This window comes from Aeromonas sp. R1-2 (assembly GCF_040908505.1).
In the GTDB taxonomy this organism is placed as follows: Bacteria; Pseudomonadota; Gammaproteobacteria; order Enterobacterales; family Aeromonadaceae; genus Aeromonas; species Aeromonas veronii.
On the sequence record NZ_JBFODU010000016.1, the window covers coordinates 1 to 15,285 of the forward strand.

General features: G+C 55.0%; 13 protein-coding genes and 1 pseudogene. 3 read left to right on the forward strand and 11 right to left on the reverse strand.

Annotated features, from left to right (window positions below; genetic code table 11):
• The 8 genes and pseudogenes from AB5Y76_RS06600 to queA all read right to left on the reverse strand — a co-directional run.
• A pseudogene (locus tag AB5Y76_RS06600) lies at window positions 1–129 on the reverse strand (IS3 family transposase); the annotation flags it as partial.
• A 108-nt stretch (window positions 130–237) separates the two neighbouring features.
• On the reverse strand, window positions 238–1,182 hold the full coding sequence (nlpI, locus tag AB5Y76_RS06605; protein ID WP_005351017.1) for a lipoprotein NlpI: 945 nt from the start codon (window positions 1,180–1,182) through the stop codon (window positions 238–240).
• 90 nt (window positions 1,183–1,272) lie between these two features.
• Window positions 1,273–1,641, reverse strand: coding sequence for a rhodanese-like domain-containing protein (locus tag AB5Y76_RS06610; protein ID WP_263719259.1), 369 nt, complete (start codon window positions 1,639–1,641; stop codon window positions 1,273–1,275).
• Between the two features lie 84 nt (window positions 1,642–1,725).
• On the reverse strand, window positions 1,726–2,673 hold the full coding sequence (gene secF, locus AB5Y76_RS06615) for a protein translocase subunit SecF (protein ID WP_005337322.1): 948 nt from the start codon (window positions 2,671–2,673) through the stop codon (window positions 1,726–1,728).
• A 10-nt stretch (window positions 2,674–2,683) separates the two neighbouring features.
• A complete protein-coding gene (gene secD / locus AB5Y76_RS06620) occupies window positions 2,684–4,537 on the reverse strand; it encodes a protein translocase subunit SecD (protein ID WP_005337324.1) in 1,854 nt (617 codons plus the stop codon).
• A gap of 18 nt (window positions 4,538–4,555) precedes the next feature.
• Window positions 4,556–4,891 (reverse strand): preprotein translocase subunit YajC, encoded by a 336-nt coding sequence (gene yajC / locus AB5Y76_RS06625; RefSeq protein WP_263719260.1) that lies wholly within the window; start codon window positions 4,889–4,891, stop codon window positions 4,556–4,558.
• Between the two features lie 52 nt (window positions 4,892–4,943).
• A complete protein-coding gene (gene tgt / locus AB5Y76_RS06630) occupies window positions 4,944–6,080 on the reverse strand; it encodes a tRNA guanosine(34) transglycosylase Tgt (protein WP_005337329.1) in 1,137 nt (378 codons plus the stop codon).
• A gap of 74 nt (window positions 6,081–6,154) precedes the next feature.
• Window positions 6,155–7,207 carry a tRNA preQ1(34) S-adenosylmethionine ribosyltransferase-isomerase QueA gene (queA, locus tag AB5Y76_RS06635; protein WP_263719261.1) on the reverse strand — a complete coding sequence of 351 codons (1,053 nt, stop codon included), beginning with the start codon at window positions 7,205–7,207 and terminating at the stop codon, window positions 6,155–6,157.
• A gap of 212 nt (window positions 7,208–7,419) precedes the next feature.
• Between queA and AB5Y76_RS06640 the strand changes: the two genes are divergently transcribed.
• From AB5Y76_RS06640 to ahpF, 3 genes are all read left to right on the forward strand, one after another.
• The gene (locus tag AB5Y76_RS06640) at window positions 7,420–7,866 is read left to right on the forward strand and encodes a CBS domain-containing protein (RefSeq protein ID WP_041235032.1); all 447 of its coding nucleotides are present in this window, start codon (window positions 7,420–7,422) and stop codon (window positions 7,864–7,866) included.
• A gap of 678 nt (window positions 7,867–8,544) precedes the next feature.
• Window positions 8,545–9,111 carry an alkyl hydroperoxide reductase subunit C gene (ahpC, locus tag AB5Y76_RS06645; protein WP_005337335.1) on the forward strand — a complete coding sequence of 189 codons (567 nt, stop codon included), beginning with the start codon at window positions 8,545–8,547 and terminating at the stop codon, window positions 9,109–9,111.
• Between the two features lie 124 nt (window positions 9,112–9,235).
• Complete coding sequence (gene ahpF / locus AB5Y76_RS06650; protein ID WP_263719262.1) at window positions 9,236–10,816, forward strand: alkyl hydroperoxide reductase subunit F; 1,581 nt, start codon at window positions 9,236–9,238, stop codon at window positions 10,814–10,816.
• 136 nt (window positions 10,817–10,952) lie between these two features.
• Here ahpF and AB5Y76_RS06655 read toward each other — a convergent pair whose 3' ends face one another.
• The 3 genes from AB5Y76_RS06655 to AB5Y76_RS06665 form a co-directional block, all read right to left on the reverse strand.
• Window positions 10,953–11,669, reverse strand: coding sequence for an SIMPL domain-containing protein (locus AB5Y76_RS06655; RefSeq protein ID WP_005337338.1), 717 nt, complete (start codon window positions 11,667–11,669; stop codon window positions 10,953–10,955).
• Window positions 11,670–11,724: 55 nt separating this feature from the next.
• Entirely contained in the window at window positions 11,725–12,285 is a 561-nt protein-coding gene (locus tag AB5Y76_RS06660; RefSeq protein WP_103251717.1) for a hypothetical protein, read from the reverse strand.
• 86 nt (window positions 12,286–12,371) lie between these two features.
• Complete coding sequence (locus AB5Y76_RS06665; RefSeq protein WP_368177697.1) at window positions 12,372–15,236, reverse strand: VWA domain-containing protein; 2,865 nt, start codon at window positions 15,234–15,236, stop codon at window positions 12,372–12,374.
• Between the last annotated feature and the right edge of the window lie 49 nt (window positions 15,237–15,285).

A 15,285-nucleotide genomic window follows, 5' to 3' on the forward strand; every position in this document is an offset into this window, starting at 1 on the left:
GCGGCCCTGAATGCCATAACGCACCTGAGCCTGTTTGTAGGTGAGCTCGCCTTTTTCAATCTGCTCGACCAGTGCCAGTTTAAAAGTCAGCGAGTCATCGCGCTGTGTCCGTTTCACACCTTGTCCCATCGGGTTCTCCATTTATTGGGGGGAAAGGTGTAAACCATATTCAGGACGGGACACGCCCAACAAAAAGGCCTCATCGCGAGGCCTTTTTTACCACTATCTGGCAGTAGATCAGGAGGGCTGATCACCCTTGTTACGAGCGCTCTGGGCACCTGGCGGCAAGGGCTTGCGCGCCATCAACTCCAGCTCCAGCAACGCATAGCGGTGCTCGATGAAGTCATAGACGTTGTTGGATAATGCCAGCTTGAAGTAGCTGATGGCTTCCTTGCGGTTACCTTTGCCCAGCTCGAACTTGCCCAGATAGAAGTAGGTTTCACACAGGCGCTCGGCAAGCTCCCGGTTATCCTTCACCCCTTTCACCACGTTGCCCATCAGCTGGGAAGCGTTGATCTCGCCGGTATAGAGGCGAACCAGATCCCAGTTCCAGGCGTCGTCATCGTACTTGTTGAGACGCTCGCGCATCCGGCTCATGGCGGCCGACGGGTCGAGTTTCTGCTCAGCCAGATAGAGCCAGATCACCCGATAGGGGTCTTCCGGCTGTGCCTCGTAGAAACGCTTCATATCGGCCGCGGCCAGCTCGGGACGGTTACCGTAATAGAGGGCGATGCCACGGTTGAGATAGGCATAGTCATAGTCCGGCGCCAGTTCGAGGGCGGAATCGAACGCATCATAGGCTTCGTCGTAATTCTGCTGCTGTACCAGATAGACGCCGATGAAGTTATAGGCTTCGGCGAAATCCGGTTTCTCCCGCAGGGCACGGTTGAAATCGAGCCGCGCGAGGGAACGCAGACCAACCCGATCAAACACCACGGCACGCTCATAGAACAACTCTGCCCGTTGCTCGGTGGTCAGTTCCATTTCACTGAGCATCTGCCCGAGTCGGGCGAGCGCCAGCTCACTCTGGTAGGAGACCTGCAGGGGGGTCGCCAACACAAGTGAAGCAGGCTGCGGCTTGGGAACCTTGGGGGTGTTAACCTGACTGCTACTGCTGCAACCCCACATGGGAAGCAACAACAGGATACCGAGGAGGTATCCAATCCCTTTCCTGACGTTCAATGAACACTCCGACGCTTACGCTTGACCCCGCATATGGTAAAGGTCAACTGCCGCTTTGTCATGTAGCTGTGCCCCTCTACCTCAAATAAATCAGGATTCGACAGGGTATCCGGCATCGCACCAACCGCGAAAGCCGCCGTCGACGCTGATCACCTTGCGATAACCCATCTGTTGCAGGTTGTCCGCAGCCAGAATGGAGCGAAAACCACCACCACAATAGAGGTAGAGCTCGGTCTCAAGATCCGGGAACTGGGTCTCGATATCCCGCTCAATCACGCCACGACCCAGATATCGGGCACCGGGCAGATGGCCTTTGGCCCACTCGCTCTCTTCCCGCACATCGATTAGGTGAAACGTGCGCCCTTCATCCTGCCAGCGCTTGATCTGGTGAACATCGGTTTCGATGATGCGGGAGCGGATCCCATCAACCAGCGCCAAAAAACGGGGATTGTGATGCATGACAAACTCCTGTTGTTTAAATCATGTGCGTCAGCAAACGACACGCAGAGATAAGAAAAGAGCGCCATGAGGCGCTCTTCACTGTTACGGCAGGATTTCCTGTTGGTCCGCACCCTCTTTCTCTACCTGGGTGGGCAGCATGTGCTCGCGCTTGACGCCGAGGAACATGGCAAACGCACTCGCCACATAGATGGAGGAGTAGGTACCGAACGCCACACCGATCACCATGGCCACGGCAAAACCGTGGATCAACGCACCGCCCTTGAGCAGCAGCGCCAGCACCACGATAAAGGTAAGGCCGGAGGTGATGATGGTACGACTCAGGGTCTCGGTCATGGAGAGATCCAGAATGTACTCGGTATCCCCTTTACGCACCTTGCGGAAGTTCTCCCGCAAGCGGTCGAACACCACGATAGTATCGTTCAGGGAGTAACCCACCAGGGTCATCAGTGCCGCCAGTACAGTCAGGTCGAACTCGTACTGGAAGTAGGCAAAGACACCCAACGTGATCACCACGTCGTGCACCAGGGAGAGAATGCCCCCCAGCGCCAGACGCCATTCGAAACGCACTGCCACGTAGGCCAGGATACAGAGGATGGAGGCCAGCATGGCCAACGCACCGTCTGTCGCCAGTTCATCACCCACGGAAGGGCCGACAAACTCGACGCGTTTGAGCACTGCGCCCTCGTCGAGCTGCTTGGCCGCCGCCAGCACTTCGTTACCCTGTTGTTCTACCTTGACCCCCTCTTTCGGGGTCAGGCGGAAAAGCACGTCACGGCTGGAGCCAAAGTGTTGCAGGGTTGCCCCTTCAATCTTCTGCTCTTCCAGAGCGTCATGGATCTTGTCCAGGCTCACCGACTGCTGGAACCCCACCTCGATAGTGGTACCACCGGTAAAGTCCAGACCCCAGTTCAGCCCCCGATCAAACAGGAAGAACAGGGCTACCACCATCAGCACGGAAGAGAAAACCACACCCGGCTTGGCATAGCGCATAAACGGGATCGGTTTTTCAAAATGTAGAATCTGAAACATCTCTCTATCCTCAGATGGGCAGCTTGTCGATACGCCGTCCACCCCAAGCCAGGTTGATAATGGCACGGGAAACTGTGATGGCAGTAAACATGGAGGCGGTCAGACCAATGCCCAGCGTCAGGGCAAAGCCCTTGATGGCGCCAGTACCGATACCGAACAGGATCACGCAGGTGATCAGCGAGGTCACGTTGGAGTCGGCGATGGTGGAGAATGCTCGATCAAAGCCCAGATGGATGGCTTGCTGAACACCCCGACCGTTGCGGATCTCTTCACGAATACGCTCGTAGATCAGCACGTTGGCATCCACCGCCATACCAAGCGTCAAGACGATACCGGCGATACCCGGCAATGTCATGGTGGCCCCCGGGATCATCGACATGATGCCGACAATCAACACCAGGTTCATACAGAGCGCCAGGTTGGCAACCCAGCCGAACGCACGGTAGTAGATCCCCATGAACAGCACGATCACCAGCATGGCCCAGCCGATGGCTTCCATACCGCTGTCAATGTTCTGTTGACCCAGGCTCGGGCCAATGGTGCGCTCTTCCACGATCTGGATCGGGGCGATCAGGGCACCGGCACGCAGCAGCAGCGCCAGGTTGTGGGCTTCGTTGGCGTTGTCGATACCTGTGATACGGAACTGGCTGCCAAGACGCGACTGGATGGTGGCGACGTTGATCACCTCCTCCTGCTTGCGGAACTTGCGCTTGCCATCCGGACCCGGTTGACCGACCGGCTTGTACTCGATGAAGACGGTCGCCATCCCTTTACCGACGTTATCCTTGGTAAAGTTGGCCATCTTGTTGCCACCCTGGCCATCCAGCTTGATGTTGACCTGGGGACGGCTGTACTCGTCGAAACCGGACTGGGCACCCACGATGTGGTCACCGGTCAGGATCACCCGCTTTTGCAGCACCACGGGACGACCATTGCGATCGTTGTAGACCTTGGAGCTGGGCGGGACACGGCCATCGGCCGCAGCCTGGATGTCGGCAGTCTCATCGACCATGTGGAATTCCAGGGTAGCGGTTGCCCCCAGTATCTCCTTGGCGCGAGCAGTATCCTGAATACCGGGCAGTTCAACGACAATGCGCTCGGCGCCTTGCTGTTGTACCAACGGCTCGGCCACGCCCAGTTCGTTGACCCGGTTACGGATGATGGTGATGTTCTGCTCGAGGGCGTACTTCTTCACTTCCTTGATCTTGGCTTCGCTCAGACCAGCCAGCAGGATGAACTCATCCCCTTTCTGCTCGGTAGTGAAAGTCAAATCAGGGTTCTGACGACGCAGATGAGAAACGGCGCGTTCCTGATCGGCTTCGTCACGGAAGATCACCTGCACCTGATCTCCGACCCGGCGTACGCCGGAGTAACGGATCTTCTGGGTGCGCAGCTCGGAGCGGAAATCCTGCACCATCTGCTCTTGCTGCTTGGTCAGTGCTTCGGCCATGTCCACTTCCATCAGGAAGTGCACACCACCGCGCAGATCAAGACCCAGCTTCAGAGGCGCCGCACCGATGGCTTCGAGCCAGGCGGGAGTGGAAGGTGCCAGGTTGAGTGCGGTAATGAAGTTGTCGCCCAGCTTGTTGGCAACGATATCGCGCGCCTTCAGCTGGTCTTCGGTGTTCTTGAAACGGATCAGGATAAAACCGTGCTCGAATGCAGCATGTTTGACCGGGATCTTGGCCGCTTCAAGGGTCTCTTTCACCAGATCAAGAGTATCTAGCTTGACTTCGGCACCACGGCTGGCAGAAACCTGCAAAGCCGGATCTTCGCCGTAAAGATTGGGGGCTGCATATAGAAAACCGATGGCGATCACCAGGATCACCATCAGGTATTTCCACAGCGGATAGCGATTCAACACGCTGTGCTCCTTGGGAGATTAAAGGGACTGGATAGAACCCTTGGGCAGAACGGCAGAGACGAAGTCCTTTTTGATGGTGACTTGAGTCTGGTCGTTCAGGGCGATCACCAGGTAATCGCTGTCTGCAGCCACTTTGGCAATTTTGCCAACCAGGCCACCGGAAGTGAGCACTTCATCACCCTTGGACAAGGAGCTCATCAGATTGCGGTGATCCTTGGCACGCTTGGCCTGGGGACGATAGATCATGAAGTAGAAGATCAGGCCGAATACGGCCAGCATGATGATCATTTCCATACCACCACCCTGTGCACCCGGTGTTGCGCCTTCTGCATACGCCTTGGAGATAATGCTCATTTAACAACCTCTTATTGATGTAGATTTAAAAAAACAAAATTATATGTTGTTGTTATTTAACGTCATTTTCAGCTAACGGAGGCACAGGCTTCCCTTGCCGACGGTAAAACTCTGTTACAAAGTCGTCTAATTTACCCTGCTCGATCGCGTCCCGCAAACCCTGCATCACACGCTGGTAATAACGCAGGTTATGAATCGTATTCAGACGGGCACCGAGGATCTCGTTGCACTTGTCCAGATGGTGCAGGTAGCTGCGGCTGTAGTTCTTGCAGGTGTAGCAATCGCATTCGGCATCCAGGGTGCTGGTGTCGTTGCGGTGCTGGGCATTGCGGATCTTCACTACGCCATCGGTGGTGAACAGGTGGCCGTTGCGGGCGTTGCGGGTCGGCATGACGCAGTCGAACATGTCGATACCACGGCGCACCCCTTCCACCAGATCTTCCGGCTTGCCGACACCCATCAGGTAGCGCGGCTTGTCAGCCGGAATTTTCGGGCAGACGTGCTCGAGGATGCGGTGCATGTCCTCTTTGGGTTCGCCCACGGCCAGACCACCGACCGCATAACCGTCGAAACCGATCTCCAGCAGCCCCTTGAGGGAGACATCACGCAGATCTTCGTAGACCGAGCCCTGAATGATGCCGAACAGGGCGTTCTTGTTGCCCAGCGCATCAAACTTGTCGCGGGAGCGCTTGCCCCAGCGCAGAGACATCTCCATGGACTTGCGCGCTTCTTCATAAGTGGCCGGGTACGGGGTGCACTCGTCGAAGATCATCACGATATCGGAGCCCAGATCGTACTGGATCTCCATGGACTTCTCGGGGTCGAGGAAGATCTTCTCACCATTGATGGGGTGACGGAAGTGGACGCCCGCTTCGGTGATCTTGCGAATATGGCCCAGGCTGAACACCTGGAAACCACCGGAGTCGGTCAGGATCGGGCCCTGCCAGTTCATGAAGTCATGCAGATCGCCGTGGGCACGCATCACTTCCTGACCCGGACGCAGCCAGAGGTGGAAGGTGTTACCCAGCAGGATCTGGGCGCCGGTTTCACGCACTTCTTCCGGGGTCATCCCCTTGACGGTGCCGTAAGTCCCGACCGGCATAAAGGCCGGCGTTTGTACCACACCACGTTCAAAGACCAGTTGACCGCGACGGGCACGGCCGTCGGTGGTTTTCAGTTCAAATTTCATTGCTACCTCGGCTGCGTCAGATAAACAGTCTGACAATAGGAGGGCCGCGCACGGCCCGGTAAATAAGCTGAAGCTTATGCTTCAACCTGGCGACGGGTGACGAACATGGCGTCCCCGTAGCTGAAGAAACGGTACTGCCCGGCCACGGCTGCCTGATAGGCCGCCATCACGTTGTCATAACCGGCAAAGGCGCTGACCAGCATGATCAGGGTCGACTCCGGCAGATGGAAGTTGGTGACCATGGCATCGACAATCTGGAACTTGTAACCAGGGAAGATGAAGATATCGGTGTCACTAAAGAAGGGCGCTAGCGGTTTGCCCTGCGCCAGGGTGACCTTGGCCGCGCTCTCCAGCGAACGGACCGAGGTGGTGCCAACGGCAATCACCCGACCACCACGGGCACGGGTGGCCGCGATGGCATCTACCACCTCTTGCGGCACTTCCGCATACTCGGAGTGCATGTGGTGATCTTCAATCTTCTCAACCCGCACCGGCTGGAAGGTCCCCGCCCCTACATGCAGGGTGACGAAGGCCGTTTCAACCCCTTTGGCCCGAATTTTCTCAAGCAGCGGCTCATCAAAGTGCAGGCCGGCGGTCGGCGCAGCGACAGCCCCCGGTTTTTGATTGTAAACGGTCTGGTAGCGCTCCTTGTCAGCATCCTCGTCGGGACGGTCGATATAGGGGGGCAGCGGCATGTGGCCGATGGCCTCCAAAATCTCCAGCACCGGACGCGGGTCGAGGAAGTGGATCTCGAACAGGGCATCGTGGCGGGCGCACATCTCTGCCTCCACACCACCATCCATGATCATCCGGGTGCCGGGCTTGGGCGCCTTGGAGGCACGGACATGGGCCAGCACGCTGTGCTCGTCCAGAATGCGCTCGACCAGTACCTCCAGCTTGCCGCCGCTGGCCTTCTGGCCAAACATGCGCGCCGGAATGACACGGGTGTTATTGAATACCAGCAGGTCACCTGGATTGAGCTGATCCAGCACATCCACAAATTGACCGTGGCGCAGGGCGCCAGTTTGACCATCGAGCTGCAACAGGCGGCTGGCGGTACGCTCTGCCATCGGATAGCGGGCAATCAGCTCGTCTGGCAGATCAAAATGAAAATCGGATACTTGCATCTTTCACCTCGGGGGGAATCGGCGGCTAGTCTAGTTATCCCCATCTTCCAAGGCAACCCAAAAGACCAAAAACCCAAGAGAGACAAGGGGTAGCGAGCAATATTGAGACACACATCCGGTTAATGATTCTTTAATGTTCTGTATTGACCCTGATCATGTTTTGCCAGTTGGGGCTGGGCTAGGGTGAAAGCAGATACACAAGGAGGCCCACCATGATGACCCTATCCGAAATCATGACCGAACATCCCTTCACTCTGGGTCCGTCAAACAGTGTCAAACAGGCGATGGACCTGATGCAGCAGGAGCGGATCCGCCACATTCCCATCGTCGACGAGCAGCACCACCTGCTGGGGCTGGTGACCCTCACCGATATCCTGGCCACCCGGGAATCCAAGCTGCTGCTCATCAGCCCGGAGCGGGAAGCCGAATTTACCGACAGCGTACAACTCGACGAGATCATGACACGGCAAGTGGCGAGCGTAGATCCTCACGCCGGCATCAAGGAGGCGGCACTTTATCTGCAGCGGCACAGATATGGCTGCCTGCCGGTACTCAAAGGACGCAAGCTGATCGGCATTGTCACCGAGTCGGACTTTATTGCCGTGGCCATCAACCTGCTGGAATTGATGGAAGAGCAGGAACCACCTATCGACTTTTGATAGATCTGGCTGTAATTAAATTACAATAAAAGCGTTTTCAGCCGTCAAAATAAGCTGAAATGATGAAACACTTTCATTTTGATTGAAAAATTACACCAAATGCTTGCCTTGTGATCTGCGTCACACTATCATCCCTCTCATGCAATAGTTGCCGAGGGGGAGACGAGGGATTGTGCACCCATTATCTTCCTCTCATATGTCTGCAAGTTTGCACACCCCGTAGTTAGTCTTTGCTGTAAAGCATTTGTTTATATAGCCATTCCTTGTTTGATGACCCGGCCCTGTCGTTGCGATAGCGCCGGGATTTTTTTATCCGCGTTTTCTGCTCTCCCCCTTGTCAGCACATCTCCATCGCTGCGAGCAGCGGCCTCACCTGTTTGCACCACCGTTTATCTCATCGCGTCATCGTGGCTCTGCACACCCTTTCTTATGCCTTGAAAAGGCGATGTAGCGCACAGATATTGAACCACGACAAGGAGTTATCTCAGTAGGCCTGAGATATTCATGTTAGGTACAGCCATAGTGGGTTATCTAATAAGTAGATTTAAGCGATTCAAAATTGCGGCTTTTATCGATTAACGGAAGCCCCTATGATGAATCCATCGAAAGTTAAGCGCCTCGTCTGGCAAGACTCTTCAACACCAGACCGGCATATGTACATCACCAAGGAGCAATTACATGTCTACCTACATCAACACTGAAATCAAGCCGTTCAATGCTACCGCCTACCACAATGGCAAATTCGTTCAGGTGTCTGACGCTGACCTGAAAGGCAAGTGGTCCGTGGTCTTCTTCTACCCGGCTGACTTCACCTTCGTTTGCCCGACCGAGCTGGGCGACCTGGCTGACAACTACGCTGAATTCCAGAAACTGGGCGTCGAGATCTACTCTGTCTCTACCGATACCCACTTCACTCACAAAGCATGGCACGACACTTCTGACACCATTCAGAAGATCCAGTACCCGATGATTGGTGACCCGACTGGTACCATCACCCGCAACTTCGGCGTGATGATCGAAGAAGCTGGTCTGGCTGACCGCGGTACCTTCGTAATTGACCCGCAGGGCATCATCCAGATCGTCGAGATCAACGCTGGCGGCATCGGCCGTGACGCACTGGAACTGCTGCGCAAAGTCAAAGCGGCCCAGTACGTTGCTTCCCACCCGGGTGAAGTGTGCCCGGCTAAATGGAAAGAAGGCGAAGCCACTCTGGCCCCGTCCCTGGACCTGGTAGGCAAGATCTAAGCCTCCCGCTTCCAAGACCGGCCCGTATAAGGGCCGGTTTTGTTTCCGGCCCCAAGCAAAGGCGCCGGTCTGCTTTCCGGCTTACATCTCACGCCGACCCGCAATCACAAGAAGGAATTCGACCATGTTGGATACCAACCTCAAACAACAGCTGAACACCTATCTGCAGTACATCGTCAATCCCATCGAGATCAGCGTGTCCGGCAACGACAGCGACAAATCTGCAGAGCTGCTGGCACTGGCCAGCGAGATCGCCGAGATGTCCCCCAAGATCACCCAGACCTCTGGCACTGCCGCTCGCAAGCCTTCCATGAGTGTCGCGCCGCAGGGCCAAGCCCCGCGCGTTCACTTTGCCGGCATCCCCATGGGTCATGAATTTACCTCTCTGGTGCTCGCCCTGCTGCAAAGCGGCGGCCACCCCTCCAAGGCCGATGCGGCTGTGCAGGAGCAGATCCGCAATCTCAAGGGTGAGTTCCACTTCGAGACCTATATCTCCCTCTCCTGCCACAACTGCCCGGACGTAGTACAGGCCCTCAACCTGATGGCGACCCTGAACCCCGGCATCACCCACACCATGATCGACGGCGCCCTGTTCCAGGAAGAGGTTGCCGAGCGTCAAATCATGGCGGTACCGAATGTCTACCTGAACGGCCAACCGTTCAGCCAGGGCCGTATCTCGCTGGAAGAGATCGTCGCCAAACTCGACACCGGCGCCGCCGAGCGCAAGGCTGCCGAGCTGAATGAGAAAGATCCCTACGATGTACTGGTGGTCGGTGGTGGCCCGGCTGGCGCCGCAGCGGCCATCTATGCCGCCCGTAAAGGCATTCGCACCGCCATCGTTGCCGAGCGTTTCGGTGGTCAGGTGATGGACACCATCGGTATCGAGAACTTTATCTCCGTGCCCTACACCGAAGGCCCCAAACTGGCCGCCAGCCTGGAGCAGCACGCCAAAGAGTACGGCGTGGAACTGATCACCGAACAGCGCGCCGCCGCCATCAGCAAAGATGGATATGTGAACGTGGATCTCGCCTCTGGTGCCACCTTGAAGAGCCGCGCCGTGATCCTGGCTACCGGTGCCCGCTGGCGTGATCTGAACGTACCGGGCGAGCTTGAGTACCGCACCAAGGGCGTGGCCTACTGCCCGCACTGCGATGGTCCCTTCTTCAAGGGCAAGCGAGTGGCGGTGATCGGTGGCGGTAACTCCGGTATCGAGGCGGCCATCGATCTGGCTGGCATCGTCGAGCATGTGACTGTGGTGGAGTTCGCCGACACCCTGCGTGCCGATGAAGTGCTGCAGAAGAAGGCGCGCTCCATGGGCAATATCGACATCATCATGAGCGCGCGCACCACCGAAGTGATCGGTGATGGCAGCAAGGTGGTCGGTATGGACTACGAAGATCGCACCACCGGTGAGATCAAACACCTGGCGGTGGCGGGTATCTTCGTCCAGATCGGCCTGGTACCGAACACCGAGTTCCTGAAAGGGAGCGAGATTGCCCTGACCCGCTTTGGCGAGATCGAGATCGATACCAAGGGCGCGACCTCCCTGCCCGGCGTCTACGCCGCAGGGGATGCCACCACGGTACCGTTCAAGCAGATCATCATCTCCATGGGTGCTGGCGCCACCGCCGCACTGGGTGCGTTTGATTACCTCATCCGCAACCCGGCGCCGGAAGCGACCAAGGCTGATGCAGTGACCGCCTGATAAACCCAGCGCAACAAAAAGCCGATGCTCGATTAAGTAAACACGAGCGTCGGCTTTTTTATATCTGCATCGATGCGCAATAAAAACCCCGCAGCAAATGGCGGGGTTGTTCATGACTGGACTTAAACGACGGGTATCACTCCAGCAAGAAAACAGCCTCGATATTATCGCTTACCGTGATCTGCTGTTGTTGATAACTGTTGTCCGCCATATCCGCCGCGGGAGCAGCCATCGCCATGGCCTGCACCACCTTCAGGTTGCGGCTGTAGGCGGTAATGGGCGAAGCATTGCGGTACTCCACACTGTAGACCTTGCCAAGCTTCATCCCGAACGCCTTGGCCAGAGATTCAGCCTTAGTTTTGGCATCCTCAACGGCATTCAAACGGGCCTGCTCCTTGATGACCTGCGGCGATTTCAACCCGTACTCAATCTGGGATACGGACTCCAACCCGGCTTTGAGTGCGGTATCCATCAGGGGGCTCAACTTGTCGAGCTGATAGAGTTTGACCGCCAACTGCCGCTGGGCACGGTATCCCAGCAATACCGGCTTCTTGTTCTCGCCATACTGATATTCCGGCGAGACCATCAGGTTGCCAGCCTCGACATCGCTGCGCTTGATCCCCAACCCTTCCAGTTGGCTGAAAAAGGCTGCGACCTTGGTATCGACCTGCTGCTTGGCCTTGAGGCCCTGCTTATCCAGTGCACTCACCGCCACATTGAGGGTGAGCATATCGGGTTCGGTCTTCTGCTCGGCATAACCGCTCACCACCAGATGGGGCGCTTGCGGCACTTCAATCGCCAGCAGCGGAGCACTGACAACCAGAGCGGAAAGAGTAAGAAGGGGACGCCACATAGAAAAAACCTCAATCGGAAAGATTGAGGCCATTATGCCCGTGCAGCTACGGGATTTATATATCGTGCAAGGGGGGGATCTGATCCAGTATCTGATTGGTCAGATCGAGACTAATGGTGACCATGCTGCCGGGATCCTGGCTCTGGTTTGCCATATCCAGCGCAGGAGCCGCGCCACAGACCAACACCTCATCATCGAAATGGAACGAGTCCCACGACAGAACGTGTCCTTGCACCGCCTGTCCGATATTGGTGCCACCACTATCCTCCTCCATCGCAGACCAAGGAATGGTATCAGATGGCCCTAGCAAATCTTGCAACAACGGAGAGTGAAAACTGGCCAGCGGATACTCCTGCTGCCCCTGATGATGGCCAACCAGAATCATGTTATGGGCAGACTCGGTATCCATGACCGGCACATAAGTGATAGAGGCCGTAGCGAAGTCAACATAGAGCGAGCCCGCTACATCACCGGCCTCATTCTCAATCTCCATCCCATCCAGCCGATCCCCCGCGATCGAGGCCTGATAGCCAAACTGGCCTGCACAGGTAATGTTCCCCTGCCCATCCCAGCTATAACGGATGCCATCAATGTCGACCCAGTTGAATGACTGCATGATTACCCCTCTCCTCTACTACCGCTATCTTATCCATCCCCTTAGGGAAAAAACAGGGGCCAGGCAAGCCCGGCCCCAAGACAAGGTTACGGATCAACCTTCAAGTTACCGTCACCCAACAACTTCTGAATGATCTCCAGGTCACTGTTGCCCAAGGTTGTCAGGTCAATACTGTCAAATTTTATGACTTGGGTGGTTCCTCCATTCGTACCATCCAAATCAATCGTCAACCTTGATTTCCCTACTCCATCGCTACTGAAGTTGAGATAAGCATCCAGCGATCCTGAGTTGGCCTGCTCACCGGTAAGCAACTCGCTGATATCCAGCACATCTCCGCCATCACCGGTGGTGAAGTCTTTGATGACATCCACACCACCGATATCACCAGCCCCCCACTTAAAGGTGTCTTTACCGCCGCCACTAGTCAGGGTATCGCTACCAGCACCGCCAATCAGCAGATCGTCACCTTTCTGTCCGTAAAGAGTGTCATCACCTGCACCACCATCCAGAAGGTCATTGCCACCAACCGAACCGTCCTGACCAAAAGAGATATGACCTGCTGCAATCAAGGCCCTCAGTTCACTGTCGGTTGCTCCAGGATGTGCTGCGGCAAAAGACGCCCAACCGCCATCGATACTGTCAGCATAAATACTGTCGCCAAAGAGGATATCGTTCCCATCGCCTCCCCGCAGAGCATCATTCCCGACTACTGCGACATTGATTAACCCCCCGGTAATATTACCGATAATATCCGTCAGCTGATTGGCGGTAGTGACGTTATCAGCGAGTCCACCGCTCCCTTCAACATTGTTTAACAATGCTTGAGCGGTAGCAGATACATTAATGCCAACAGCTTCAATGGTAAAAGCCTGTGCTGTACCTGGACCTGCCGTTTCGATCAATCCGACCTCACTGACGTTATCATTATTGCCTGCTGTACCAAGGACGTGTTTTATGGCTGTCTGTGCATCGGCAGAGATGACACTACCGGAATTATCCAAGGCTCGATTTGGTACACCATCAGATACGAACAGCACCTTGTTCACATCCGCAGCCAAAACAGGGGCTGACGATTGAATCCAATTATTGGCCTGCACTAGGCCGGCCTCATAATTCGTATAGCCCCCGTTAGCCATGATTGCATTGACAAATGCAATCGCACTTTTCAACTGTTCAAGATTATCAGTACCATTAGCGGTAAGCGTGAACGTACTGCCAACGGGTGCATTTGTTCCAAACTTGACCAAATGTACCTTGATATCACTAGCCCCCGACTCATAGAGATTATTGAGAGATGCAATAACCGATTGTTTCAATGCATCAAGACGGCTGATATTAGTGGTAACCCCCTGAATATTGGTAAAAGGAATTTTGCTATCCATGCTGCCAGAATTATCCAGGACATAGACTATGTTAGCTTTTTGACCTGGTAACCTGGTGGAGCCACCAACATCCCCAATCAGCACATCATTACCCGCAACCCCCTGAATAACGCCTCCAGTCACCGAATCGAACGGACTGGCTATATGATGAGCAACGTGTGAAGAATCGATATCACTGACATTGTGGCCAACTACTAGAACAGACTGGTTGCTACGGATGCAGACCTCCAAGTTTGCAGGAGCCTTATCACCATCCCCATCAACCAAGGTGTAGGTAAACAACTGCTTCACTGCACCATCATCACCAAAGATCGCTGGTGATAAATTTGCCTTGGCAACAAAACTATATTCCCCCACATGGGTGCCTTGCAGGTCGATCTTCAGAATACCGAGCTCTGTATTGAGGCTCAATACTTTGGTATCCTTATCGAAACTATAAGTTACCCCCCCCGTACCCAAGATATCGATATCAGTACCACTAGCATTTAGGGTAAAGGTTTGAGCACCTACAGAGACTGATGCAATAAGACCTACTCCATCAGCACCGGAATTATCGTTAGCCAATACATTACCGATTACCCCACCGCCAGCACTTGCCAGGTCAACCAAGGTAGCGGATAGATTTTCCGGTGAGGCAAGAATATAAGTACCACTACTAGAAATTGGATTAAGGTAGGTACCTGTATTCACATTAATACCAATCGCATGCGCCTGGAACGGATTGGTTTCGGAATTATTATCGTTATCAACATTCCCATTTGTAATAAATGTTTGCCATGCCGTTATCGCTGAAACTTGACCGGTAGGGTCAGGTTCAGGATTACCATCAGAGATAAAATACAACTTGTTTTGTTGGGCTTTATCTGCACCGACATTATTCACATCAAGAAGAATTTGAGCCTTGGCTGTATTAAGCGCTTCCGCATAATTAGTCCATCCATCTGCGCTAAGCGCATTAACTGCGCTTATCAGGTTGATATAACCAGAATCACTAACCGAGTTGAAGTTATAGTCACCAACATTGGAAGAACCCGTTGCGAAGGTCACCAAATTGACATGAATAGGGGCATCTAGCCCTGCGTAAGCTTGCACCAAGTTAGCAACCGCTGCTTTAAGTGCAGCCAGTTTGTCCCCCTTCATGCTGCCAGAGGTATCCAAAACCAGCGTCACATTAACTAGCGGTAATGGTGACTGGATTATGCAAGCTGGGCCATCGTTCACCGCCACCGGCACGTCATCAGTGATGTTCACATTCACCTTGATGCCACCCACCACCGGGTCGCCATCGCCATCCTGCGCCGCAAAGGTAAAGCCATCGGTCAGCAACTTAACTACGTTCTCTCCCTCACCTGATACCAGCAGGTTGTCTGCCAGCGTGAAGGTGTATGAACCATCCGCATTCACCAACAAACTGGCCGCAGCACCGGCAACACCAGGTTGCACGGCACCTTTCGCATCGAAGTACACCGTCACAGAGGTCTGGCCTTCATCAATGGTGGCCATGCCACCGCTCCAGCTCACACCAGTCACCTTGCCAAAGCCGTCCGCCCCCCAGGCAACGTTGTCCACTATGCTGCCTGTGACTGACAACGGCTCACGCTCACCAACGTCATTACCC

Coding starts and splice junctions, on each gene's coding strand:
- AB5Y76_RS06610 (WP_263719259.1), bottom strand. CDS start 1,641: ATGCATCACAATCCCCGTTTTTTGGCGCTGGTTGATGGGATCCGCTCC.
- secF (WP_005337322.1), bottom strand. CDS start 2,673: ATGTTTCAGATTCTACATTTTGAAAAACCGATCCCGTTTATGCGCTAT.
- yajC (WP_263719260.1), bottom strand. CDS start 4,891: ATGAGCATTATCTCCAAGGCGTATGCAGAAGGCGCAACACCGGGTGCA.
- tgt (WP_005337329.1), bottom strand. CDS start 6,080: ATGAAATTTGAACTGAAAACCACCGACGGCCGTGCCCGTCGCGGTCAA.
- queA (WP_263719261.1), bottom strand. CDS start 7,207: ATGCAAGTATCCGATTTTCATTTTGATCTGCCAGACGAGCTGATTGCC.
- AB5Y76_RS06640 (WP_041235032.1), top strand. CDS start 7,420: ATGATGACCCTATCCGAAATCATGACCGAACATCCCTTCACTCTGGGT.
- ahpC (WP_005337335.1), top strand. CDS start 8,545: ATGTCTACCTACATCAACACTGAAATCAAGCCGTTCAATGCTACCGCC.
- ahpF (WP_263719262.1), top strand. CDS start 9,236: ATGTTGGATACCAACCTCAAACAACAGCTGAACACCTATCTGCAGTAC.
- AB5Y76_RS06655 (WP_005337338.1), bottom strand. CDS start 11,669: ATGTGGCGTCCCCTTCTTACTCTTTCCGCTCTGGTTGTCAGTGCTCCG.
- AB5Y76_RS06660 (WP_103251717.1), bottom strand. CDS start 12,285: ATGCAGTCATTCAACTGGGTCGACATTGATGGCATCCGTTATAGCTGG.